The 24,145-nt window shown below is 57.5% G+C and carries 18 protein-coding genes and 2 pseudogenes; 5 read left to right on the forward strand and 15 right to left on the reverse strand.

Features of this window, described 5'->3' with window-relative positions:
• The 9 genes and pseudogenes from ACF8AM_RS23570 to ACF8AM_RS23610 all read right to left on the reverse strand — a co-directional run.
• Positions 1–492, reverse strand: a pseudogene (locus tag ACF8AM_RS23570) (hypothetical protein); the annotation flags it as partial.
• Complete coding sequence (locus ACF8AM_RS23575) at positions 489–1,382, reverse strand: DUF1559 domain-containing protein (protein ID WP_392558001.1); 894 nt, start codon at positions 1,380–1,382, stop codon at positions 489–491. The gene ACF8AM_RS23575 and the pseudogene ACF8AM_RS23570, both read right to left, overlap by 4 nt.
• Positions 1,379–1,738 (reverse strand): hypothetical protein, encoded by a 360-nt coding sequence (locus ACF8AM_RS23580; protein WP_392558002.1) that lies wholly within the window; start codon positions 1,736–1,738, stop codon positions 1,379–1,381. The genes ACF8AM_RS23575 and ACF8AM_RS23580 overlap by 4 nt, the downstream gene beginning before the upstream one ends.
• Before the next feature lie 38 nt (positions 1,739–1,776).
• Positions 1,777–2,286, reverse strand: coding sequence for a type II secretion system protein J (locus ACF8AM_RS23585; protein WP_392558003.1), 510 nt, complete (start codon positions 2,284–2,286; stop codon positions 1,777–1,779).
• Positions 2,283–2,609 carry a hypothetical protein gene (locus ACF8AM_RS23590; RefSeq protein WP_392558004.1) on the reverse strand — a complete coding sequence of 109 codons (327 nt, stop codon included), beginning with the start codon at positions 2,607–2,609 and terminating at the stop codon, positions 2,283–2,285. The genes ACF8AM_RS23585 and ACF8AM_RS23590 overlap by 4 nt, the downstream gene beginning before the upstream one ends.
• 61 nt (positions 2,610–2,670) lie before the next feature.
• Positions 2,671–3,885 carry a type II secretion system F family protein gene (locus tag ACF8AM_RS23595; protein WP_392558018.1) on the reverse strand — a complete coding sequence of 405 codons (1,215 nt, stop codon included), beginning with the start codon at positions 3,883–3,885 and terminating at the stop codon, positions 2,671–2,673.
• A 51-nt stretch (positions 3,886–3,936) separates the two neighbouring features.
• A complete protein-coding gene (locus ACF8AM_RS23600; protein WP_392558005.1) occupies positions 3,937–4,743 on the reverse strand; it encodes a hypothetical protein in 807 nt (268 codons plus the stop codon).
• Positions 4,740–5,795: a type II secretion system F family protein gene (locus tag ACF8AM_RS23605; protein ID WP_392558006.1), complete on the reverse strand. Its 1,056-nt coding sequence runs from the start codon at positions 5,793–5,795 to the stop codon at positions 4,740–4,742. The genes ACF8AM_RS23600 and ACF8AM_RS23605 overlap by 4 nt, the downstream gene beginning before the upstream one ends.
• Positions 5,792–6,997 carry a GspE/PulE family protein gene (locus ACF8AM_RS23610; protein WP_392558007.1) on the reverse strand — a complete coding sequence of 402 codons (1,206 nt, stop codon included), beginning with the start codon at positions 6,995–6,997 and terminating at the stop codon, positions 5,792–5,794. Before ACF8AM_RS23610 ends, ACF8AM_RS23605 begins: the two co-directional genes overlap by 4 nt.
• 130 nt (positions 6,998–7,127) lie before the next feature.
• Between ACF8AM_RS23610 and ACF8AM_RS23615 the strand changes: the two are divergent.
• A pseudogene (locus ACF8AM_RS23615) lies at positions 7,128–8,393 on the forward strand (DUF1559 domain-containing protein).
• Positions 8,394–8,540: 147 nt separating this feature from the next.
• Here the strand turns inward: ACF8AM_RS23615 and ACF8AM_RS23620 are convergent.
• Positions 8,541–9,392: a neutral zinc metallopeptidase gene (locus ACF8AM_RS23620; protein ID WP_392558008.1), complete on the reverse strand. Its 852-nt coding sequence runs from the start codon at positions 9,390–9,392 to the stop codon at positions 8,541–8,543.
• 379 nt (positions 9,393–9,771) lie between these two features.
• On the opposite strand from ACF8AM_RS23620, the gene ACF8AM_RS23625 reads away from it, so the two are divergent.
• The 3 genes from ACF8AM_RS23625 (at position 9,772) to ACF8AM_RS23635 (ending at position 14,478) form a co-directional block, all read left to right on the forward strand.
• Positions 9,772–10,800: a YgfZ/GcvT domain-containing protein gene (locus ACF8AM_RS23625; protein ID WP_392558009.1), complete on the forward strand. Its 1,029-nt coding sequence runs from the start codon at positions 9,772–9,774 to the stop codon at positions 10,798–10,800.
• Positions 10,797–11,441 carry an ECF-type sigma factor gene (locus tag ACF8AM_RS23630; RefSeq protein WP_392558010.1) on the forward strand — a complete coding sequence of 215 codons (645 nt, stop codon included), beginning with the start codon at positions 10,797–10,799 and terminating at the stop codon, positions 11,439–11,441. Before ACF8AM_RS23625 ends, ACF8AM_RS23630 begins: the two co-directional genes overlap by 4 nt.
• A 61-nt stretch (positions 11,442–11,502) precedes the next feature.
• Positions 11,503–14,478: a protein kinase gene (locus ACF8AM_RS23635; RefSeq protein ID WP_392558011.1), complete on the forward strand. Its 2,976-nt coding sequence runs from the start codon at positions 11,503–11,505 to the stop codon at positions 14,476–14,478.
• Positions 14,479–14,522: 44 nt separating this feature from the next.
• Here ACF8AM_RS23635 and ACF8AM_RS23640 read toward each other — a convergent pair whose 3' ends face one another.
• From ACF8AM_RS23640 to ACF8AM_RS23660, 5 genes are read right to left on the reverse strand one after another with little or no spacing between them, the layout of a single operon-like run.
• Positions 14,523–16,781: a biotin/lipoyl-binding protein gene (locus tag ACF8AM_RS23640; protein ID WP_392558012.1), complete on the reverse strand. Its 2,259-nt coding sequence runs from the start codon at positions 16,779–16,781 to the stop codon at positions 14,523–14,525.
• Positions 16,727–18,160: an efflux RND transporter periplasmic adaptor subunit gene (locus ACF8AM_RS23645; protein ID WP_392558013.1), complete on the reverse strand. Its 1,434-nt coding sequence runs from the start codon at positions 18,158–18,160 to the stop codon at positions 16,727–16,729. Before ACF8AM_RS23645 ends, ACF8AM_RS23640 begins: the two co-directional genes overlap by 55 nt.
• Positions 18,161–18,163: 3 nt before the next feature.
• A complete protein-coding gene (locus tag ACF8AM_RS23650) occupies positions 18,164–19,075 on the reverse strand; it encodes an efflux RND transporter periplasmic adaptor subunit (protein ID WP_392558014.1) in 912 nt (303 codons plus the stop codon).
• Positions 19,075–21,126 (reverse strand): preprotein translocase subunit SecA, encoded by a 2,052-nt coding sequence (locus ACF8AM_RS23655; protein WP_392558015.1) that lies wholly within the window; start codon positions 21,124–21,126, stop codon positions 19,075–19,077. The genes ACF8AM_RS23650 and ACF8AM_RS23655 overlap by 1 nt, the downstream gene beginning before the upstream one ends.
• A complete protein-coding gene (locus ACF8AM_RS23660; RefSeq protein WP_392558016.1) occupies positions 21,123–23,144 on the reverse strand; it encodes a TolC family protein in 2,022 nt (673 codons plus the stop codon). The genes ACF8AM_RS23655 and ACF8AM_RS23660 overlap by 4 nt, the downstream gene beginning before the upstream one ends.
• Before the next feature lie 336 nt (positions 23,145–23,480).
• Here ACF8AM_RS23660 and ACF8AM_RS23665 point away from each other — a divergent pair.
• Positions 23,481–24,145, forward strand: a 665-nt coding sequence (locus ACF8AM_RS23665) for a DUF4347 domain-containing protein (protein ID WP_392558017.1), incomplete at its 3' end; no start/stop codon positions are given.

Here is a 24,145-nt window from a genome sequence, read left to right on the forward strand (position 1 = left end):
ATTGGCAACCGCGATCGTGACCGCCATTCCCAGAATTTGCCGGATCTTGCGTTGTTCGGTCGGAGGCGTTGGGCCCCGATGGATGGGACGCCGAAACCATTGCCAGATTAGGAATGGCCCCAAGCACGAAAGACAAGCCACAAGCAACAACTGCGTCGCGATCGATAGCATGGACTGCCACGCGAATGCAATCGCGATCACATTGACGAGCAGGAAGCACCCCACGCCCATTCGACAGCTTCGTGTACGCCGTCTGGAACGGTCCGCTGCAGGCACATGAATCAGCGACAACCAAGTGCCCAACGCAGCCCAACTCGCGGTGAGTCCACCAAGTGAACTCGCCAGAAACAACTGGTCCTCGTCCGCCAAATTCTCGATGTTCTGAGTCCCGCCAAAACTGATTGCGACAATCGAGAGAACAACGGACCAAACCAAGCACCATCCCAACAGCACCCCATCGACTTGATCCTCCTTCGGCGACGAGTCATTCATTCCAAACTCTGCTCGCGAAGCGAATCAATCGATTGAAACTGAAGTGGCAATTCACCATCGCGACGGTCGACGATTTGTTCCAAGATTCGGGGGTCAGTCTGCGAAGACTGGAATCGGACTTCGCCAGATCCGAATAAAAAGTGGGCACCTCCGGGGTGGCGACTCCCGACCGAACCCACCGCCGATGCAGGTGGTTTGGCAAAGCGATCGTCGGCGGTTTGAATTCCCGCGCCAACATTCCGCAGCGTGGCACGGGTCCCGCTCAACCACCCAAGATCATCCAGCCGCAACAGTTTTTCCGACACAAACGCGGTGTTCGCCAATCCATCCGTCACATCGTCACGCGTGATCGCGACGTTGAGGAGAAAGACACCATGGTCGCTCTCATCGATGGATTTTTCAGTCGGGTGATGCAGCCCAACGTAGCTGCTCGCGTTGTCCGGCGTTCTTTCGGCAGATGGACACCGAATCTGCGGCACACTCAATTCCAATACAGGCCGATTGACCTCGTCGTAAACGCTGACCGAACGAAGGATGCGATCACCAATCACAGGTTGGTCCATCAAGTCCATCAACCGCCCCAACCAATTGTGATGGTTCCCCACCGCGGTGCTGGCGATCGGTCCGGCGATCCCATCGTTTGGATCCAAGACCGTTCCCACAGGAAAGTGCATCCAACGATCATGATAACTTTGAATCGCCAAACCAATCGGGATCATTTTCGATTGACAGGCCGTTCGCCGAGACGTTTCGCGAATCGATTGGAGCGCCGGTGTGAGCATCCCAACCAGGACCCCGATGATCGCGATCGTGACCAGCAATTCGACCAACGTGAAGCCGTGCTTTGTGCTGCCGAAACGAGCGAGAAGTTTTGATTGGCGAACGTTCATGGGTTGCCTCGTTGTAGACGTCGGATCGACACGCCAGGCCGGTTGTTGCGAACCAACGTGGCTTCGATTTGGTTGGGTTGGTCACTGGAAGTGATGACTTTCACATCGATCCAGACTGCTGCGTCTTCGTCGACAGGCAGGCGGAGATCAGACTCGAGTTCTTCGCCCAGCGACTGAGCGGTCTGAATCGCGGATTCGAGCACCGCGATGGATTGATGATGCAGATCATGTTGTCGTGATTGGGTCGCCCGTCCACCCGTTGCGATCGCGAACGTTCCAACCAGCAGCGCCAGCGCGAGCACCAGCCCCAACGCGGCCAGACCACGGCGAGTTGGCAAAGGATGTCGACAAGTCATTTGGCGACGAAATATTTGGCGAGATGTAGGTGTCAAAATCAACGGGGCATCCTCGGGGCGGCCAGGATTTGAATCGGTTGATTGGGGCGATCGGGCAACGTAACGGTCAACTCGACCAACGATGTTTTTCGTTCTGAATCAGTGCCGTCTTGCGAAAGTGGCTGCAACCGGAGTTCGACCTGCGAACGTTCGTTGATCAGGTAGCGGTCGGATGCTTTCACGGCCTCGTCAGTGGATGGGGAAGTGGACTCAACGGTACGAGCAAAAGCGGGTTCGGAACCGAAGTCGTACACGATTCGTGAATCGGAATTGCTGAACTCGAGGACTAACTGCGAACCATCCATTTCAACGTGATCGGAACCCGCAACATCCCGCCGGATGTCATTCGCCAAGCGTCGAATTTCTTGCCGGCCGAGCGTGGCCACGGTCGCGTGTCGGCTGCTGGTGCGAATAAATGACACCAATCCCAACGTCCCGCCCAACATGGCGACGACGACGGCTAGCGTGACCAGCGTTTCAATCAGGGTGAAGCCGTGTCGATGATTCATTCGTCTGGCTCCATTCGCCACACATGATGCTGCAGCGGTTGGGAATGGACGGTGGTCTGGACCGTCAAATGCAATCCGTTTCGGGACTCCGTTTCAAAAGGCTCAATTTGGATCTGAATCTGGGAGTTTGGATCGCGTTGCTCGACAACGCCCGTCAAGTCCTCGTAAGCAATCAATGACAGTCGTTGAGCTTCATTTTCAATGGCGAGTTGCCGTTCCAAGCGATCCGTGGAGACACGATCGAACGTGCGTCCACTGTGATGCATTTGCACAGCGAACCCAGTCGAAATGGCGAGGAACGCAACCCCAAACATCGTTTCCATTAAACTGAAACCATGGCGTGCGTTCGTGCGTGATCGGTTGGAAGAAGCCGCTCTCATTCGTTCAACTGAATGCCCGGGTGAGTGTGGTGAGAAAGGAAAACACGGCCACGATGTGAGCCGTCACATAGATTCCTACGAACACCGTGGCCAGCGGGACCAACCACGACATGCGAAGTTTCCATCGTAACGATCGACGCCGCATGATGTTGTCGACCAATTGATTGATTGCGGAGGGCAGGTGATGGTTGCCGGCTGCGCTGATCAACCAGGACTGTTCTTTCGATGTGACCACTCGCGAATTTCGAAGGGCGACCGGCAAGGAGGTTCCATTCTCGATCAACCGGGACGCTTTGCGGCAACGTTTGCGAATCCAGCGAACCCGAGACGATTGCGCCGCAAGGGACAGCAACTCAGGTTCAGCGTGCCCCGCACGAATGCCGATGGCCAGTGATCGCAAGATCTCGCAACGCCAGCGAGCGATCGCGTCTTTTCCAAACCATGGGATCCAGCGGATCAACCAAGTCGGTTGCCAGCGAATCAAGATCGCCATCACGAACCAGATCGAAAGGACGATCATCATCGCTTCATAGACCGTCGTGATCGTTTGCACCACGCCACCGAAACTCGAACGCGAACTGACGAACTCGTCCCCAAATTCATCAAACAGTTTGATCAAGTGCGACCGAAACAAGGTTCCCATGCCCCATGCCAAAAACATTGTGGCGAGGAGGTAAATGAATTGTTCGGCAATGATGGGGGCGGACGCCGGAGTGGTGGCGTCGATGTCTTCGAATCGCGACGTTTCTTTCACGGACGCGGCAGTGGATTGCGGCTCAGCATGCTGGATCGCCGCCAGGGTGTCAGCCGACACGGGAAGCTTGGATCGCCGAACCGCACGGACCAACGATTCACCACGCATCAATCGGGCGGAAAATGATTTCGCTTGGCAGGCGATGCGACTGGTCGAACCATCGGCGAGCGATTCTGCCAGCACGGGGTAGGAAGCTCGCGTGCCCGCCGCCAATCGCATCCAACGGTTCAACGAATCCGCTTCGTCGAGGTAAATCCATCGACGGGCAACGAACAACGTCCCCAAGAGCATTGCCAACAACACAAAGGTGACCGGGTGAGGCGCCGAGATTGCCAACGCCACCACGCAGGCCAACCAAAACAACCATTCAAAGAACGCAAACATCCGAACCGTCCTCGGGCGGAACCGCGGAGCCGGTTTTGCGATCAGATTCCGCTTGATGGTTCGCAAGGTGGCAGCGAACAGTCCGCAAACGATGGCAATGCCAAGGAAGATGAATTGATGTGACACTGCTAGCTACCACCACCCGAAGAAGGTCAGTCCATTGATCATCGAAACAATGGCTGTGTTCGCAGCCAAGATCGCGAAACCAGCCGTCAGCACCGCCCCGATCAGCCCGATTCGAAACAGATTCCGAACACTGCGTTGAGATCTGGACTCGATCAGAGAATGACTGTCCAAGGCAGCCTGGTGCCACATGCGAATGGTTTCCTCCTTCGACAATTGACCTTGGCCGAGCGCAGTCACCGCTGCCAACGGATGATCCTTGATCGGAGGGTGACTCAGAGCATGTTCCCAAGACTGTCCGGCATCGATTCGCAGAGCCACATGAGCGGCCCAGTTTTGAAGCGGAGTGAAACGCGATTCCTGGGCGGCGAATCGAAACGCGTCTCCGTAGGTTTGCGATCCAGCCACGGACCGAAAAATCGATTCGCAAAAATCCGCCAGAGCAATCGTTTGAATCGCTCGTCCGACACCAGGGATCTTGGCTGCGACCGCAGACAGCCACCAAGGCAAACGGCCGCGAAGAGAAAGCTGTACCAACAACCATCCCGCCAATGCGATCACCGCCGTCCCCGCGTAGATCCACATCATGGTTTGCATCCAAGCCACCGCGACTTCTTCCTCTTCCCAACCGACGTAGTAGACCGCTCCTTCGCAAATCTGTGCGACCGCGAAAAGTAAAAACGCTCCGACTGCTAACGCCGAAAGCAGGTACAGCAGGCTGAGCGTGGACGCTTGCGAAAGGCTGGAACGCCCGTTGTCACGGATGGCGGCCCAGGTCTCCACTTCGGCTTGGTCAGCGATGCTCCAGTCACTCATTGAGGGATCTCCCCATTCGCGTCCAACAAGGGCGAATTCGCGGCCTGCAACAAAACAATGATGATCACGATCATCAGGATCCAAGCGATCCAGTGAGGAACGTTCTGCAGCCACCAAGTTTGCTGTTGATTCGCTCTTCGTTCGTGCAGTTCACTCAGTTTGCGCAGGTCATGAGCGACCGTTTGCGGATCGCGTTTTCCGGCCACCAAGTCGACGACGCACTCCTTGATAGGAGCGGGAGCCTCCGGTGGGATTTCGAGCGAGTGCTCGGAGGTCGCGCCGCGGCGCACGTTGGTGGCGACGTTCTTCCAGCCTCCCGGTGCTCCACATGCGGCGACTTCTGCGGCACACTCGATCGCTCGCGCGGTGTCGATGTTCGCGTCAGGGATTTCGATCTGAATCGCCAACCATCGACAGAACGACGCCAGGACGTGAGAAGGCTGGGCACGTCGATTCGAACGTCTGATTCCCCAGTGAATCCAAACGGCAAAGCACGCCAGGACACTGATCACAACGAAGGCGGCGAGGACGTAGTTCTGCACAAATGCCTGGCAAATTTCCGTGACGGAAGGAGCCAAGGGCGATGGGATGGGTTCGGATTCCGAAATCGCAATCAAGATCCATGGCAACACGAAGAACGCCACCACCGCTGCAACCAACATGTTGAGAAGCGGGTTGATGGCAGTCAACCAAACCCTTCGTTGTTGGTCCTCGCGTTGCCGTATCAAACGAACCGTTTCGTGGATGGGCTGCGTCGATCCTGTTTCTGCCATGATCTGCATGGCGACTCGAATGGGCGTTTGATAGGGCAGCGAAAGCGAAGCCATCGCGACCGAAGGGGATTGCCCTTGTTCGATTCGCGTACGAACAAAATTCGCGGCGCGACCGAGACGTCCGAGCGCCACGTCATTCAATCCGGCCAATCCTGAAACGAGCGAACGTCCGGAGTTGGCCATCGCAGAAACTTCCTCCAACAACATCGCGAGCGACTCGTCGTTGAGTTGGACAGAATCGGCGGTGGAGGCAGGCGTTGGAGCGGAATCGCTGGTCATGAACGGTGTCCCAAAACGCGGAACACTTCTTCTCGATCCGTCACCCCCGTTTCGATCAAGCGTTCGGCTTGGGCTCGCAGAGATTCGTTGCCCGCGTCTTCAATGATTCGATCCAGCTCGGATGCGGGAAGCTGATTGGCCAACGCATTGAAGATGGCCGAACCACACTGAGAATCGTTCAGGTCAACCATTTGAGCGATCGGAATCCGTCCGGCGTAGCCCACACCGTGACACTGGTGGCAATCACTGCTCGTGTCGTCATCGCAAGCATCGCATCGTCGCCGCAGCAATCGTTGGCACATCACTCCACGGAGTCCGCTTTGAATCGCGAATGTCGGCAGGTTCATTTGCACCAACCGACGCAAAGTTCCTCCCACCGTTCCCGCGTGAATCGACGAGAAACACAGGTGACCCGTCATCGATGCGGCCAGCACGGCCTCGGCGGTTTCCACGTCCCGGATTTCGCTGACCAACAACACCTCCGCGTCCTGACGAACAGCGGCCCGCATGGCGGATGCCAACGTCAAACCGCTGCTGGATTGCAGTTGGCTTTGACTGATCGAATCGATCACCGATTCGATCGGGTCTTCGATCGTCAGCACGCTGCGTCGGAATTCCCCGCTGGCGATGTGTGACAGGCAAGCGTACAGCGACGTCGTCTTCCCGCTTCCCGCAGGCCCGGCGACCAACAACCAACCATCGCGAGCGTCGCAAATGGTTTGCAGACGAATTCGTGTGCTTTCATCGAGCCCAAGTTCATGCAATTGCCGAACGTTTTCGCGGTCTTCCATGATTCGAATGGCAGCCCGATTGCCATGCACGGTCGGGAAGACCCCCAAACGCATTTCACGTTCGGTGACGCTTGCGTTGCGATCTGCGTCGCCGCTTCGCCATCGCAGCGGACCTTCTTGTGGAACGCCCATTCGATAGGACGGCAGTCCGGCCAGTGCCATCAGTCGTGCCACCGGATCGCTCTCGTCACTCCGCGGAAACGACTCGACCGTTTGCAACACGCCATCGATTCGAAAGGAGATCTCCCATGACTCCGCGCGAGGCTGAAGGTGCACGTCGCTGGCACCGCGCTGAATCGCGGAGGTCAAACAGTTCTGGATCACTTCGGTGGCGAAGTTCGGATCCGAAGAGGACAGACGAGACGCGGGGCTGATCACCGTTGAAAGTTCTCCTGCTAAAATCTTGGGCACGAAACCGCCACGCGCCGCGGAACGTTAGACTAGCGGATTCCCCCGAGGGAAGTATGCGATGAGCCGAAAAAGTTCCGAACAAAACGACAGGCTGGAAGCCGATCCCACTTTCTATCTGTGCGAGGATGATATGACGCGATCACAACATCGAAACGGATTCACGCTGTTGGAGTTGCTTGTTGTGACGGGCGTCATCGGGATCTTGATCGCGCTGTTGTTGCCGGCGGTGCAAGCGGCACGCGAAGCTGCCAGGCGGATGAGTTGCTCCAATAACTTCAGCCAGATCGCTTTGGGCGTGGCGCAGTACCACGATGCGTTTGGGCATCTGCCGCCGCATGGAACGGGGACCTTCAACAACGCGAATGATCCGCTGACGACCAATCAGTTTCGATTGAGTTTTCTGGTTTCCATCACGCCTTTCGTTGGCCAGGTTCCTCTCTGGGAAGCGATCAACGAAAGCCATGAGGGTGATCCACCGCAGGGTGACAGCAATGTGGAAGAGAACTACTACTCTGGATATGACTATGACGAGATGGACTTCGGAGGTCTGGGCGGGGACGGGGGCGAGGGCGAAGTGCGACACACCTACTCGCCCATGGGCCCCGCACCTTCCATCTCCGCCTACGAACCGTGGCGGAATGAGATGGGGACATTTCGTTGCCCATCCGACCCAGGAATTGGGTTCCCTGCACTCGGGCGCACGAACTACGCCGCGTGCCTTGGTGACGCGATCCAAGGGTTGGACGAAGGGTTGTGGGCGCACGACGGAACCGCTTGGTCACCCAGCGGCAAATAGCAAAAGGAAGCGACCGGTCGCGGCATGTTCGTGCCTCGCATGATCACCTCTTACGACGACGTGAGGGACGGGTTGTCATCGACGATCATGCTGGGCGAAATCTGCACCGACCTGGGCGACAATGATATACGCACGACGCCTTCACTGAACAATGGATGGGGTGGTGGGGTTTTGGATGACGCGGGGATATGCCGGACACAGCAAGATCCAGACCGGCCCATGTTTTGGGATGCCACAGCGGGGGCGGTTCAGCTTTCATCCAACGGCTCCCAAGGACGTGGTTATCGTTGGGCCGACGCGTTGCCATTGATGACTGGATGCAACACGACATTGGCACCTAACGAAGCACTTTGCTTTGGAGGAGACGAGACCACGATTGGAACGTTGACGATGAGTAGCCGTCACCAGGGCGGCGCGCACGTTGCGATGGCGGACGGTGCGATCAAGTTCTTCACGGACTCGATCGACGCCGGTTACGACAATCCCTCAGTCATTCTTGGCGGAGAAGGCGAGCAGGCACCTGGGAATCCCAGTAACTTTGGATTGTGGGGTGCACTTGGAACTCGCGATCAGGGTGAATTGATCGATAGTGAGTTTTGACGCGAGAGATGAACTGACAAGTCAACACGTCTGCGTCCAATTTCAATCGCAATCGCATCAAGCCTTTCGAAGTTTCAAAGCTGGCACGCAAACAGTTGGGGACAACTGTTCGACTCTGAATTGCCGAAGCGGCTTCATCGTGGCACTCTAAAGTTGGTCGGTCTGGAACGTATCCCCTTGGTTCAGGTCACCGGTTTGCAAGCCTTTGGTGAACCAACGCAGACGTTGTTCGCTGGTGCCGTGGTTGAATGTTTCGGGTTGGACGTAACCACGACTGCGTCTTTGCAGCGTGTCGTCACCGATGGCTCGCGCGGCCGTCATCGCTTCTTCGATGTCACCGTCTTCGATGATGCGGTATTTCTTTTCCGCATGATGCAGCATCACGCCGGCGAAGAAGTCCGCTTGCAATTCCAACTTGACGGAATACTTGTTGTATTCCACCTCCGGAACCCGCTGCCGAATTTGATCCAGTTGATCCGTGTAGCCGAGCAGGTTTTGGACGTGGTGGCCGACTTCGTGAGCGACCACATAAGCTTGGGCAAAATCCCCCGGTGCACCGAGTTGGCGAGCGAGCTGGCCAAAGAAAGAGGTGTCCAGGTAAACCTTCTCGTCCGCCGGACAATAGAACGGTCCCGTGCCGCTGCTGGCCATGCCGCACCCGCTGTTGACCTGGTCTTTGAAAAGAACCAGTGTCGGTTTCTTGTATTCGCGGCCGGCCTGGGCAAACAGATCCGTCCAGACGTCTTCGGTGTCGGCGAAGACGGTGCTGACAAATTCGCCGGCTTCGATTTCTTGGGGTGTCAACTCGACTTGGCCGCCGGCACCTCCTGGGGCAGGTTGCTGAGCGGCTTGTTGCAGAAACTGCTGTGGATTGCCGCCAAGCAAACCGATGATGATCGCGATCACGATCACGCCAATTCCACCGCCAACGACCGCGCCACCGCCGCTGGTTCGACGATCTTCCACGTTGTCACTTTGTCGTCGTCCACGCCAACGCATGCCGCACCTGTTGTTTGATTCGTTTCGAAAAGAGAAGGGCGCTGATCCCAACGGGAAACGCTCGCGAATTGTCACACAATTGTTCAGGTGAGAAAAGCGTTTGGTGGGCGAAGTGCGGGCAGGAAAAAATAGGGAGATTGATCGTGTGGAGTGGTCTCGTACCGACCTGCCTCCGGCTCAGAGCAAAGGTTAGGTGGAAACACCCAGTTTTCGTTGGATTGCCGCGAAACGGCTTGTGACCTAGGTTTGGCGTGAGAATCAGCGATTCAAAGGGCCAGCGAGACAGGCCGCCCCCCTCACTTGGCTGTTCCTGGATCGTGCTTGGCCGCTATCAGGGTAAGATAGCCAACCGATTCCGCCCTCTTTTCAATTCGCCGGTATGCCATCCTCTTCGTTGCTGATCCGATTGCCTGCTTTATCGATTGTGGACCTCATCGGTGCTGACGCGACTGCGATTCTGCACAACTTGACCACCAACGATGTCAAGCAGCTCACGCCTGACGTTCCGAACCGCCTGGGGTTGGAAACGTTCATCACCAATGTACGCGGCAAGTGTTTAGGTCACGTCATCGCGTTTGCCACCGAAAACGGGTACCGATTGATCGGAGCCCCTGGCGCCGTGGCGACCGCCGACAACGCCCCTCCAATGCGTCAGTCGCAAGCGATCGCGGAACACGCCGACCGCTACACGATTCGCGAAGACGCCACCCCCGCGATTCGCGATGAAGAGCTGGCCGCTTGGATGGTCATTGATGCAGACACGGAACCGGCCCAGACGACTCCGCCGCCCAGCATGACGACGCAAAACGGCATTGATGCGTTTCAGGTGCCATGGGTGAAGTCAGGCACGTTGTTTCTGCTGCCTGTCGCAAGCTCCTCGGAACCCCCGGCACAGATCGCTGAAAGTCTGGGAAAGGATGCGAATTCGCTGACCGTTGCGGACGAAGACGACTTCCACGCTCATCGCGTTGCCGCCGGGTTCCCTTGGTATGGGATCGATTTAACGGATGCCCATTTGCCGCAGGAAGCCGACCGAGAAACGCAAACGATCAGCTTCACCAAAGGCTGCTATTTGGGGCAAGAAACGGTGGCTCGCTTGGACGCATTGGGGCAGGTTCAAAAAAAGCTGGTGCGTTGGAAATTGTCCGGAATGCCAGCGGGTGCAGCCCCGGCGACGGACGACAAACTTCGCGCCCAGAACGCTTCCGAAGATGCCAAACCCGTGGGTCGAATCACCAGTGTGGGACGCATCAACGATCGGGGCGAAGGATTGGCCATGGGGTATGCTCGCCGCAGTGATTTTGAGGCGGGATCGATCATGGTGGGTTCGATATTGGCGGAAAACGTGGGCGAAGTCGCTTACACCGCAGAAGTCCTGGCTCCCGTGCGAGGAGAATCGCCGGAATGAACGATTTGACGCTCGAAGAGTTCGCCGATCTGCTGGAACTCGTTCGCCAAGGTGACGACGACGCCACCGCTGTTCTCTGGGAACGCTACTTCCAGCCCCTCGTTCGGCTGGCAGGAACAAGATTGCCCAAGAACCTTCGGCGGTCTGGCGACGAAGAAGACATTGCGCTTTCCGCGTTTCATAGTTTCATCGCAGGAGTTCGGCGAGAAAAATTCCCTGATTTATCAGGCCCGGACAATTTGTGGGGGCTACTCATTACGTTGACAAGCCGCAAAGTGAACGCTCATTTGCGCCGCCAAACGCGGCAAAAACGCGGTGGCGGTCAGGTTCGTGGCGAGTCAGTCTTTCTGGACGCGTCGGGGGATTCCGGCCGAGCAGGATTGGAACAGTTCTCAGGACGGGGCGAGGCAGACAACGCTCCGCCCGACTTGAGATTGGAATTGGCCGAGGCGTGCGAGAAATTATTGGACGATTTGCCGGACGAGCAATTGCGCGAAATCGCAGTGATGCGAATGGACGGATTTTTGGTAGACGAAATCGCGACCAAACTGGCCGTGAGCAAACGAGCGGTAGAACGACGATTGCAATTGATACGAAAAACTTGGACAGAAGCGGCGGAGTCCGTCCCGGACCAAACATAGAAGCGGTGCCAAGCTGTCGCACACACTCTTCGATCAGAGAAAGCTACGGAAGTGATTCGCGATGAATTTAAGTGATCTGCCCGCCCGCGAATTAGCCCGCCTCGATGCGGTGTGCTTGGAATATGAATCCGCGCTCCGACAAATCGCGCAAGGGGAACCCGCGACCTCCGATTTGGTCAGCATTCAGTCCCTGGTCGAACGACATGGCGGTGAGCACGCGGATTTGCTGCGTTCTGAATTGGAAGCGATCCGAGCCGAAATTGACGGCGATTTAGGCGTTCATGGTGATTCAGGCGAACTGACGCAGGTCTTAGCGGCCGCCAACGACACGCCCTCGCGAAACGCAGTGGCCTTGGACACGCCCGCCCTCGATCCGGTGGAAATGAAAAACGCGATGCGTTCGACGCCTTCCGCCGAGGCTCGTGTGAAACGTGCGTTGGCCAAAGTCGACGACGATAGCGATTCACTTCCTGCTTTGGGGACTGAAATCGGTCCCTATCGATTGGACGGCGTCTTGGGACGAGGCGGAATGGGCGTGGTCTATCGCGCCACCGACACGCGGCTGGAACGCAGCGTCGCGGTCAAAATGCTGTCCATTGACGGGCACCCGAACTTGGTCGAACGTTTTCAACGGGAAGCCAAAGCCGTGGCATCGTTGACGCATCCCAACATCGTCGAGTTGTTCGACGTGGGCGTGCATGAAGGAATGCCCTACGCGGTGATGGAACATTTGCGTGGCGAGACGTTGATGCGACGCATGGAACCGCGGCGAACCGAGGTGGCACCGGTCACGACGCAGATGGTGCGGGTCTGGGGCAGGCAACTCGCCGAAGCCCTGGCAACCTCGCACGCAGCCGGGGTGATTCACCGAGACCTGAAACCCGAAAATGTGATGTTGGTCGGACGCCGCAGTGGTTCGCCCAGCCCGTTGCCGGCGACCACCAACACGATCAGCGGTCACACCTTGGCAACGCAGCCTTCGAGTGAGAATTCACTGCCATCGGTCAAATTGTTTGACTTTGGTTTGTCGCGTGTCGGCCGCGCTGTGTTCGGTCCTGGTGAATCGGATCCCGAGAACCCGCACGAAGATGCAACCGGCGACGAGGCCGGCGATGCGAAAACGCGGGCTGGAATGATCTTGGGAACGCCAGGTTACATGGCCCCCGAACAGGCTCGCGGCGAATCAGTCACGCCTGCCGCCGACGTGTTCTCGCTGGGATGCGTGTTGTTCGAAGCGTTCTACGGACGCCCCGCCTTCACCGGAAAATCACCGGCCAGCCGTTACGCGGCGGTTTTGGAAAAGACACCCTTGCCGGATCCCGGACGCCGTCGTGATGACGTCGCACTCGCGGATTTGATCATGGCGATGATGCGCAAGATTCCCGCCGAACGCCCGACCGCGGCGACCGTGGTTGCGGCGCTCTCCAGTGGCGGCGCAACGCTGCCAGCCCAAGACAGCGAGACGCTGGCGGTGTCCATGGATGGCGTGCCGCTGAAGCAACCAATTCGCACCGCCGGCAGCATCTCGCGTCGCCGGTTCGCGGAAATGGTTGGCGGAAGCTTCGCTGGTGCTTTGTTTGGCATGTCGGGTTTGAGCGGCAACTGGAGGAAGTTGAACCAAATTCGCTCGATCGGCGTGCTCAGCTTCACTCCCCCTCCACAGCTCGATACAACGACAAAAACTGGCCCTGTCGACGTTCAACCAGCGGCCGGACGCATGCTGCAACGAGGGGAACTGTTGGCCTCGATGGTCGCGAATGAACTCAGTCGCTTGGACAACTTGGCGGTGGCCAAGTATGTGCCCATGACGGCTAGCTTCGCCGAACAGTACCGCGAAGCTGCGGCAAGGCTGGAGGTGGATGCATTGGTCGCTGGAACCTTCACGGAGGCCGCTGGCACCCAAAGCGGAGTGATGGATGTCAACGTTCAAATCATTTGTGCTGAAACCGGCACGCAGATTTGGGGCAAAGTCATTCGTACCACCGCCGGCGACAACCTGATCGAACAAACCGGTCTCGCCCGGCAAGTCGCTGCGGCGATCAATCGAAGCCTGCAGGAACACCCTGGCGAATCCAACCCCCGTGACCCAGGAGCCTTCACGTGCTTGCTGAAAGGACGGACGCAAGCGGCCCCGGACAGCATCGAAGGGATGCGTTCAGCGTTGAAGTGCTTCGACAGTGCACTGAGAGAAGACCCCAACTACGCTCCCGCCCACGCGGGAAAAGGGCTGACCTCGTTGACCCTGGCCGGACGTGTCGACGACGAAGAAGCACAAGAGTTGATCGCCCAAACCCAACGATCTGTTCAGATGGCATTGGAATTGGATGCCAGCAACGTGGAAGCGCGCCTGGCCTCGGCCATGCTGCTGTACCAAAGGCTCGGCGATCTCGAACAAGCTCGAACAATCTTGTTAGGGCTATTGAAAGAAACAACCAACTCTTGGCAGGTGCACCATCAACTCGGCTGGGTTGAATTGATGCAGTACAGGGAAATGGAGGGCGTTCGTTCCCTTCGAAATGCCGTGTCGGTGCATTCCACCTCAAAACTATTGCAATCGGATCAGGCCCGTGCTCAGTGGTTCATGGGCAAAACAGACCGAGCCATCAATGAAGCGTTGGGCGTGATGCCCAAGGGTGATGCCGACAAGATCGGCCCCGAAAGTTTCACTCGTGGATTGCTCATTGACTTGTACGAACACAGCAGCGACTTGAAAGCCGCGTCGGACTTGGATCCAGAATTGAAATGGACTGCAAACGATGGTACGGACCAATATTGGCAGCAACGCGAAAAACGTTTGGCAACGCTCCCGTATGGTCCCTACGGACCAACCTCGAACCAAACCATTCTGGATCTCCGTCGCACCGACGTCCCCACTCGCGAACCGGCCGAGCAACGATTGGCGAGACTGCTGCAAACCCGCAGCCCAATGCTGCCGCTGCTGTTGATCAAGCACCCGCAATTCGATGCCATGCGGACGTTGCCCGCCGCCGGGGAAGCCTTCCCAGTGCTGGACCCAAGCTGGATCAAAAGTTCCTGATTGGAACGCTCAAACCAGTTGAAATCATGTCCGTTGCCGCGACCTCAATCCGCGGTCTCAGCGGCTTCGGCCAATGCGTCTTGAAACCAGCGGTTCAGTCGCGTTGCGATGGGAGCCTGATGCCAACCGAAATGGGCTTCCAACCGCATGCCCGCTGGCACTCGTTCGGCCTCCGTTTCCGGTAGTTTCAAGACGCCTCGAAAATGCGGTCGCAGCAACCGCATCGACTCGTTCGCAGATTCTCCCAACCGATCCTCACTCGATGATTCCGCCGACGATTCATCGTCCATGCGAACCGCCAATGGTCCGCCGTGAGTGCCGGCCAGCGATGCGTTGGGCACTCGATCGGATGCTCGCGGTTGAAGCAAATCCAGGGTAGCCCAAAATGTTTGTCGCCCGGCGGAAACCAACCGCACGGGCTGACCGATTCGTTGGCGAACATCGTCGATGTGGGACTGATCGATCACGGCCAAGACCTCTTTGTCGTTCGGAGTCGCAACCACCATCAGCACATCGCCTTCGTTCACATACGTGTTGAGTTTTGACGGCAAATCTTCCGCGACCACCCGTCCAGATTGAACCGCACGAACTTGCAACTGATCGGTTTGCTTTCGCAATGTGACCAATTTGTCCAAGATCGCTTGGCGGTTGTTCAACAACACCAACCGCTCCGATTCTTCGCGTGACTCGGTCGCTTTGCGAAGGCGAATGTCGTTTTGCTGCTGAGTGATTTCCAACTCCGCGACTCGCTGCCGCAGCTCTCGGTTCTCGATGACCGCCAACAAATCTCCCGCCTGAACCTGGTCCCCCTCCTTCACCAACAGTTGCGACAGGAATCCATCTGCGCCGACGCGGACGGTGGACTCAGGACGATATTGCACCACGACCGGAACTCGGACGGACGATGGCACTGGCATCGCAATCAACATCCATCCCAGCATCCCCGTTGCCAACAAACCAAGCACCGCGCCGCGGCACACCTGAACCGGGTGCGTCCGCCACAACGTCCGCATCGATTGCATCCAAACCACCAACGGTTTGCCCCACCACATCCATCCACCGATGACCGACAGCACGACGCCCGCACCACCCAACATGGTCGACGCCGCGATGCCGAGCGACACGCAAACAAGGACTCGCCAAGCCACCGCGCACCATCCGTAGACGAACACCGCCACTCGCCGCCAACCCGTGTGCGACCGAACCCACGACGCATCACCAAGAAACCAACGGCGCAAGAATTGGCGAACCGATTGGCTGGCTTCCGTGGCCAAGTTGGGAACGTCCATCCAATCCGAAAGCATGAAGTAGCCATCGAATCGCATCAGCACATTGGCATTGAACAGAACCGTCGAAAGTCCTGCCATGAGGATCACGTGATGACACCACCACCGGACAATCTCGTTCTCACTGAACAACCAACCTGCAATCGCAAACGACGCGGCCAAAGCTTCCACATACATACCGGCCGCAGCGACGCCGATTCGCGACCAACGTGAAGTCAATCGCCAACAACTCGAAACATCCACGTAGGCCAACGGCGTCATCAACACCCACACCAAGCCGGATTCTCGCACCGTTCCGCCAGCGCGATGACACGCGATCGCATGTCCCAGTTCGTGAATCAATTTCAGTCCTATCGCCGTCAACAACAACCAAGCCCAATTGGACGGGTCAAAAATCGACGCCGCACCAGCCAGGAACTCCGTCCATCGAGTCATCAACCCCAGCAACGCGGCGGCGACTATCAACACACCGACCACCACCATCGGCGTTGAAAACAAAAAACCCAGAGCGTGAGAGACAGCCCCGAGAACTCGAGACGCCCCCGGAATCGGCATCTTGATCCAGAACGGGTTCCAGCGTGTGCCTGTAGAAGGAGCCGCGGAACGGTCACCGTTTGTGGACTGCCCCCGGCGTTCTCGGCGAGGTGGAGGTGCATCGGCGAAGTGTGCTAATTGATGATCGATCAACCAGCGAGCAATCGATTCGCATTGCGAAGACGACGGCGCCGCTCGTCCTATTTTCGCGGTCACCAAACCGCAGGCTTGCGCAATCGTGCGATGCCCGTCAAGCGCAGACAGAAACGTGTACTCCGGCAAACCCACACGAAAAAATTGGTGTGTCGCGGGAATCTCAATCCGATAAATCGGCTCCCCCGTTTCGCGAACCGGCCAAACCTTCACATCACTCGCGATGCGGATCGGTTGCTGCTGCCAATCAATCGTTCCCGGATCACGCCGCGTCATCACATCCCCAGCCAGCGCAACAGCAAGTTCCACGGACGATGAAAGAGGATCCATCCAATCGGACGTTTGTTCCCATAAATGGTGGCGCGTCCCTTCATGCCAGGTCGCAACAAACCGTCCTGATCATCCACCGTGACTTCCGCCAAGAACACATTCTCGGAATCACGAAGTGTTGCCGCCGGGTGAATTCTCTTGATCACGCCGTGCATGACTCGGTCGGGCATCGCATGAGTGTGAATCTGCGTTTGCATCCCCGCGTTGACGTGAGCGATGTCTTGCTCGAGCACCTCGATCTCAACCTTCATCGAACCGACGGGTGCGATTTCAAACAAGGTTCCACCGCGAGTCAGGGGCGCGCCTTCGGATTGTTTCCAATCTCCGCTGACGATGACCCCATCCATGGGACTGCGGATTTCCAAATTGTTTTTGCGATGGTTCAGCAGCTCCGTTTGCGTCTTCAGCCGTTCCGCTTCGAGCGCCGCAATCTGGCTCTTTCCAAAATCATGGGTTGCCATCGATCCGCGACGTTCCTGGTCGGCTTGCCCGTGCAACGCACGCAACCCAGCCAGCTCGAATTCCAGTTCACGCGGATTGATCTTCGCCAACAATTCGCCCGACGTCACAGTGTCGCCCGGACGCACCAAACACTCTTGCAACGGCCCATCAAAGGGGACCGCGATGAAGCGACGTTGGACGGGCTGGAATTGCACGTTTGTGCGAATGTTGTGATGAGCGGGCAGGAACATCAAAAGGATGACCGTCGCCAAAACGCACAGCGTCGCGCGTTGCCACGTGGACCGGAACGAACGAATGCCTCGCACCAAAGATGCTTCCACGCCGATCGGTTGCAATCGTTGAATACTCTGCAGTTTGCTGGCCAGCAACGGTCCGAACGCTTGCAGTATTTCCGCCGCATCCGGTTCGTGTGGATCCAGCAACAACAACACGCCGAGATTTCCCCCCCCCGGATCCGCCAACGGGCAAGCGATCAAATTCGCCACCCCAATCGTCTTCAGCCATTGCCGCATCGCCATCGTCCCCGGCGATGATGCAACCTCGGTCGCCGCCACCTTGCTCAGCCCATCTCGCAAACCAGCTTCTTCCGCCGCAGCGAGTGCTTCTCGTTCGAGTGTCCCAACATGTTGCGATCCCAAGAACTGTTCGGATGCAAAATTGCCGCCGTCATGAGCGTGATCGCTGATGCACTTCAGACCAGCACCCGGACGACTTCGCCAACACAGAACGGCTCCTTCGGCGCGCAGCCAATGGCTCATGGATCGGGTGGCCATCGACGCTGCTTCTTCGAATTCACCACACCGGTCAAGCTCGGATTGCAGTTCGAGTGCGGACGCCAAAGTCTCGGCACGACGCTGCAAATCGTGATGTGAATCACGATCGAACGAATCCGGTGTGTGAACGGTTGCAGTGAACACGTGCTAGCGCACCGCCGGTGAGAGGAGATTGGCACCGACGCGAGCCCGTTTCGATTCGAGCGAGCGAGCGGACGCCTCCAGATCCAACCAACAAACCACTCCGCTGCGCAAGTCCTTCTTTTGGTTGTCCAAGATCACTCGCACGCGAATGGTCCCTGACTCGGCGTTCGCAACTGGAGAGATATGTTCCAGTGTTCCCACCACAGGTCGGCGAGATCCGCCCACACGCACGACGACCGTCTGGCCTTCTGACAAGCGATCGATCCGTCGCAGCGGGACAGAAAAGACGGCTTTCAATCGATCGAGTTGAACCAGTTGCAGCAACACAGGATCGGTCGGCGAAACGAACTCGCCGGCTTCTTTCGCCAACGAAACCACCACACCATCGGCAGGCGAGAGGATCCGTCGTTGTTCCAACTGACAGATCACTCGCTGGTATTCCAACGCCCGAACGTTCAGTTCTTCCGTGACACTTTGCAATCTCGCCAAGGCTTGTTGGTGATCGCTTTCAGCTCGTTCCAATTCCCTCGGCGTGGCGTTGCCCTGCGTGGACAACCGCCGATAGCTTTGGACTTGTTGCTCGCGAATGACCACTTCGGCTTCCGCCGCTGTCTTTCCGCCCACGGCGTCTTTTGCGGCTCGGGAGACTTCCAGTGTCTTTCGCAACAAGGAGTCTTCGAGTTGAGCCAACACCTGCCCCTGCCGAACCTCGTCGCCTTCGCGAACTTTCAGGTCAGTGATCACGCCCATCTCCGATGACGAGACGTTGATCCGGCGATAGGGTTCGGTGAACGCTTCGTATTCATCCGCTGCCACGGTGTTCACGTAGCCCGTTCCCAGGACTCCTGAATCGAGCCAGCTCAAACACTGCACACTCACGAAGACGCAAAGCGTCGCGATCCATTTGCGGTTCATTATCCTGCATCCAATGCATGAAGGTGTGGGGCGGGATCCCGGTTGGATTGAGCTTTGCGAACCAATCCGCGATCACGTTCATCCGCTTCCAACAATTGCCGTCGAGCCGCGGCAGCCCGTTTGGCCTGCCGCTTTTGAATTGACGCGATCTGAGAATCCACGGACAGTGTTTCGATTTGATCGGTTGCCATCGCACGCTGGATCGCGCGACCAACCCACGGTGCCGATTGACTGACCAAATCATCCTCGGCAGATAGAAAATGACGACAACTGCCCGGGTCACCGCAGCGAGCACATCGACCAATCAGTTGCCGATCGACACGCCCCGATCGATGGTGTTCCGCCACGATCACGTGCAATCCGCCGCGAGTCACCACGTCCGGATGCAGCCGAATGTCGGTTCCTCGGCCCGCCAAATTGGTTGCAACGGTGATCGCATGAGGTTGCCCGGCACGAGCAATCACCTCGGCTTCTTCAGTGTTTTGCAATCCGTTGAGCAACTCGCAAGAGAGCCCCTGCCGACGAATCTCCGTCGCCACACGGTGGCTGGTCGCGATGTCCAGCGTCCCAATCAAAACGCAACGCCCCGCGTTGATCATGCGGCGAGCTTCCTCGGCGATCGCTGCAACTTTTTGCTCGATCGTGTTGGTTACATGAGTCGGGTGAACAACCCGGCGTGATGGCAAACGAGGGTCCACGGTTTGCACGTCCAAACCGTACACTGACCGCAACTCTTCGCGGCAATCCCCGGCGGTCCCTGTGACCCCGGCCAAGTAGTCGTACGAACGGTAGAAACGCTGCCGGGTCATTTTCGCGAGAGCCTCGCTCTCTCGCTGGATCGGCAATTCTTCTTTCGCCTCAATCGCTTGCTGCAATCCGCCGGACCAAGTTCGGTCTTCGTAGATCCGGCCCGTGGATTGATCGACGATTCGAACGCATTGATCGTCGATCACATAGTCGATTTCGCGATGCAGCAAATGCTTGGCCTGCAAGGCAAGTTCCACATACTCGTGCCATGGCCGTCGCAGAGGACTGTCCGACCAATCTTCCAAGACGCGGTAAGCACGCTCCAACCCTGCGTCCGACAATTCGACGAGCTGACCGTTGGTTTGAAAGTCAGTCCCTTCTCGGAGCGCCTCGGCAACCTCGCCAGCCTGACGATGAACGGCCGCGTCCTCCGCCTCTCCTGGTCGGGTGCCGGACAACAACAGCGGCGACAAAGCGTCATCGATCAAAACGTGGTCAATCTCATCGACCAAAGCAACCGCCAATCCACGTTGCAATCGAACGCCGCGGGAATTTGGCGAATTCAATCGTTTCAACAGACGGGTGCCGGGACGTTGACGAGCGTCCGTGTCGATGGCCAATTGGTCCCGCAAGTAATCAAACCCAAACGCATGGCCTGGTCCATAAGTCACATCTGCACGGTAAGCCATTTGGCTCTGCTCGTGCGAGACTTCAGCGGGCAAACAACTGGATTCGATGCCCAGTAGCGCCCACGTTTCGCGGAGTTCCGCGTGGTCTCGCTGGGCCAAGTACGCATTGGGCGTTGCGACGTGCACGCCTCGCCCCGGCAATGCAGCGATTAGAGAAGCGACAAACAAAGCAAATGTTTTGCCCTCGCCGGTCTGCATCTCGGCAACTGCCCCGCGGCGGGACATCCATCCGCCCGAAACGATCAGGCCGGCTCGTAGTTGAACCTCAAACAGTTCGATGCCATGCGTCTGCTGCACCGCATCGAACGCCAGGATCAATGCGTCGACCAGGCACTGTTCCCAAACCGGATCTCGGCCATGTATCCGGTCACGCGGTTGCGATGCGATGTGTTGCAACAGTCGAGTTCGCAGGGATTGCCACCGCCGCAAAAACTTGTGTTTGGAACACTTGGATTTGCCATCCAACTGTTCGCCAACGGATTGCAAGATCGCATCGATGTCCAAGGTAGGCGGACCAGCCAACCACGATCGAACGGTGGCCGAAGGCAAATTGGCCGAGGACACGGCTGATTTCCAGGTGGACGCCCAGTGAACGGCAGGATCGAAAAGGCTCACGGCAGACTCCAATCTGAATCTGCGGGCAGCGACAGTTCATCGCCATCGATCATTCCACCAAAGGGTTCCAACTCCGCTGAAATGATCGACGGGGCATTGCTCATGATCGGCGAAACATCCGCCACATCGCACACCAACAACACGCCCATGGCTTTGCGGAGCATGACCCACGAAAGCGCATGCGCGACCTGGGCACGAACCAGCCCGCGTTCTTCGTCGGCCAAGCGTTCTTGAGAATCAAGCAAATTCTCAATCAGTAGAATCGCGTTCTCATTCGGGTCGGGCAGATGAGTCCAACGTTGCCGCAAGTATTCCACTTCGCGAGCTGCCGCGACGGTCGAATGTTGCTTGGCAATCAGTTCATTGAACAACGTCTGTGTTTCGCGAACAGCGATTTCGACTTCCGTAATCGCCGCTTCGGTGGTCTGTTGAAACTCCGCATAGGAACGAGTCCATTCCCAACGGTTGCGTCGCAAACGGGCTTGGTTGGCACGGTTTCCCCACGGGCGTTCAAAGATCAATCCGGCGGAATATGTCGGGCGTCCTTCGCTGAATTGCCGGCCAATGGCACCAATCGTGTTCCGATTGGTGTCCAAACCTGAAACATACGAACTGAGCAACAGGTCCAATTGCGGCAAGACTTGATTGCGGGCGGCTCCCACTCGCGTCGATACCGCATGCATTTGTTGCAGGCTCTGCACGATGTCCGGACGATTGTCCAGTGCTGTCAGGGTCGCATCACGCGTGCTCAACTCGATGCACTGCATCAATGGTCGCTCCACCGGCACCATTTCGAATTGAGCAAACTGCACAAATTGACGGTCACCGGTCAGCAATCGCAGCTTGGACTGCGCGTTGCGGATTCGAGTTTCGATGCGAACCAAATCCGCCTGGCGTTTTGCGACCGCAACATTGGCCCGCAGAATTTGCCGCTGTTGCGAATCGACCCCGCCACGCGCCTGGAGCACGGCTTGCATTTCCAAAGCACTGGCCAACAAACGGTGCCGTTGCAACCATTCGGCGCGAGCTTGGTAGAGTTCCCAGTACGCGGTGGTGACGTCGACCAAATGCGTTTGAATCTCCTCACGCACTTCGCTATTGGTGACCTGGGCATCAATTTTGGCCAAGATCACGCGCGTGCGGTTGACCGCTTTCCCGTGGTCCCGAAGCAATGGTTGCGAAAAGTTCAACTCCAACCGCGAGGTGCCTTGCGGGTTGGGTGTCAGGAACGTCGAGTTGTTGCTTTGAAAGCCACCTCGCTGCACGACTTCTAAATTCCCGCCGCTGGTCAACTTTTTCCGAACACCAGCGGAGGAGGCAAACAGATTGTCACGGAACCGATCGGATTGGTCACCGGTGGTCAGTTCGCTGCCCACCGGATCGTTCGTGTCGGTGTAGTTTGCATCCAAGAAGGTCAGTGGATCGAACTGTGAATCCGCGATCACGATGTCAGTCATCGAGATCTGCGGCTCCGTCAACAGGCTGCGAACATAGGGGGATGCAATCAGTGCCGTCTGTGCCAACCCGGACGCGTCGACCGCCGTGTGTTGCTGTTCCAATCCCAAGGGACGTGTGACGTCGGCGTCCCACCAAACCACTTGTGGATCGAGTTGGCTCGCTTCGCCGTTGAGCGGTTCGCAACTGGACAGCGAGGGTGAATTTCGGAACCAGTGAGACGGGCGGCCTTCCGCGTGCGCGCCGTTTTGGAACACCCGATCCCGGTACTGATCGATGTGATGTGAGTAGGGACCGCTCGATACGGGAGCGGGAATCGGCAGATCATTTGCCTCGGGAGCAAGAGACAGATTCGTTTCGTGCTCCACCGAATGGTGCTCGACCGAATCCCCCTTGGGGCCCCCGGCCAAGGTCGTTTGGAGCGATGCTAGGCTGACCGCCAAACCCCCAATGACGCGTCCCCACCGCCGACCGGTCTCAAGCTGCTGACGCAGCGTCCCCCGAGGATTGCGAGATCGCAATCCGGCGAGAAGGCCGATCGTGGGTTTCACACGTCGTTTCATTGAGTTTCGGAGGCCGCTGCGCTCTGAGAAAAGCAAATCGGTGGATTGCAAACACCTGTACATTGCTGTGATCGGTCGAATCCATCGAACTAATTCAGGTGCAACGATGCATTCATCCTGCACGACCGGACCCTCGGGCGAAACGAACGTTGCAAGCCGCACATCTTCACCAGCCGCAAAAGAAAACCTGCCTTCCCCAGTCTGTTTTCACGACCTCCTGTTCTTTTGTCGCCTACGTTTCGGCGGACGACCGGCCCACACCAATGGGTTGTACCGTGAACAAACGTGTGTCGAAGACGTTGTCCCTTGTTCGAGCACGGACGTGCGAGGTATCCAATGTCAAGAATGGCGAAACACTGGTGGCAGCGTTGCTTTCTGAGGGTGGATCACGTCGCGACTTTGGCCCGGAACTCCACCTGGTCCCGTGGGCCCGCGTCGTTCGGAAAGCGGTCGCCCAACATCAGCACGCTCGAGCCAATGGTGTTGTTTAGCGCCACGCCGATCGATCCGGCCATGCTGGATGTCGGCTCGGTTGAGGGTGCGGCGACGGCAATGGAAATCCCGCTGGATTCGGACACGGAATTGCAACAGAGCACCACCTCGTCCAGTGTCGACAATCCGGAACAGCAATCGGGTTCGGTCGCCAACGAGATCATCATTGTGGATGCACTGACGCCAGATCTCGATGCGTTATTGGAAGAATTGCGTTTGAGACGAGAAGGCAGCGAGGTGCACGTCCTCGATGCAGATCGAGACGGGATCACGCAGATCACCGAGATCCTGGAATCCCACACCGGCGTCCGTTCGCTGCAAATCATCTCACACTCGGAAGGCTCCTCGATTCGACTCGGCAATCTGTGGCTTGGAGCGGACAACCTGGACGCTTACGCGGGCGAACTCGCATCGTGGCAACACTCTCTGACGTCGGACGCTGACATTCTGTTTTATGGTTGCGATTTGGCGAGCGATGCAGACGGAAGGACGCTGGTTGACTCGATCGC

It is taken from the genome of Rhodopirellula sp. JB055 (genome assembly GCF_043100905.1).
Taxonomy (GTDB): Bacteria; Planctomycetota; Planctomycetia; order Pirellulales; family Pirellulaceae; genus Rhodopirellula.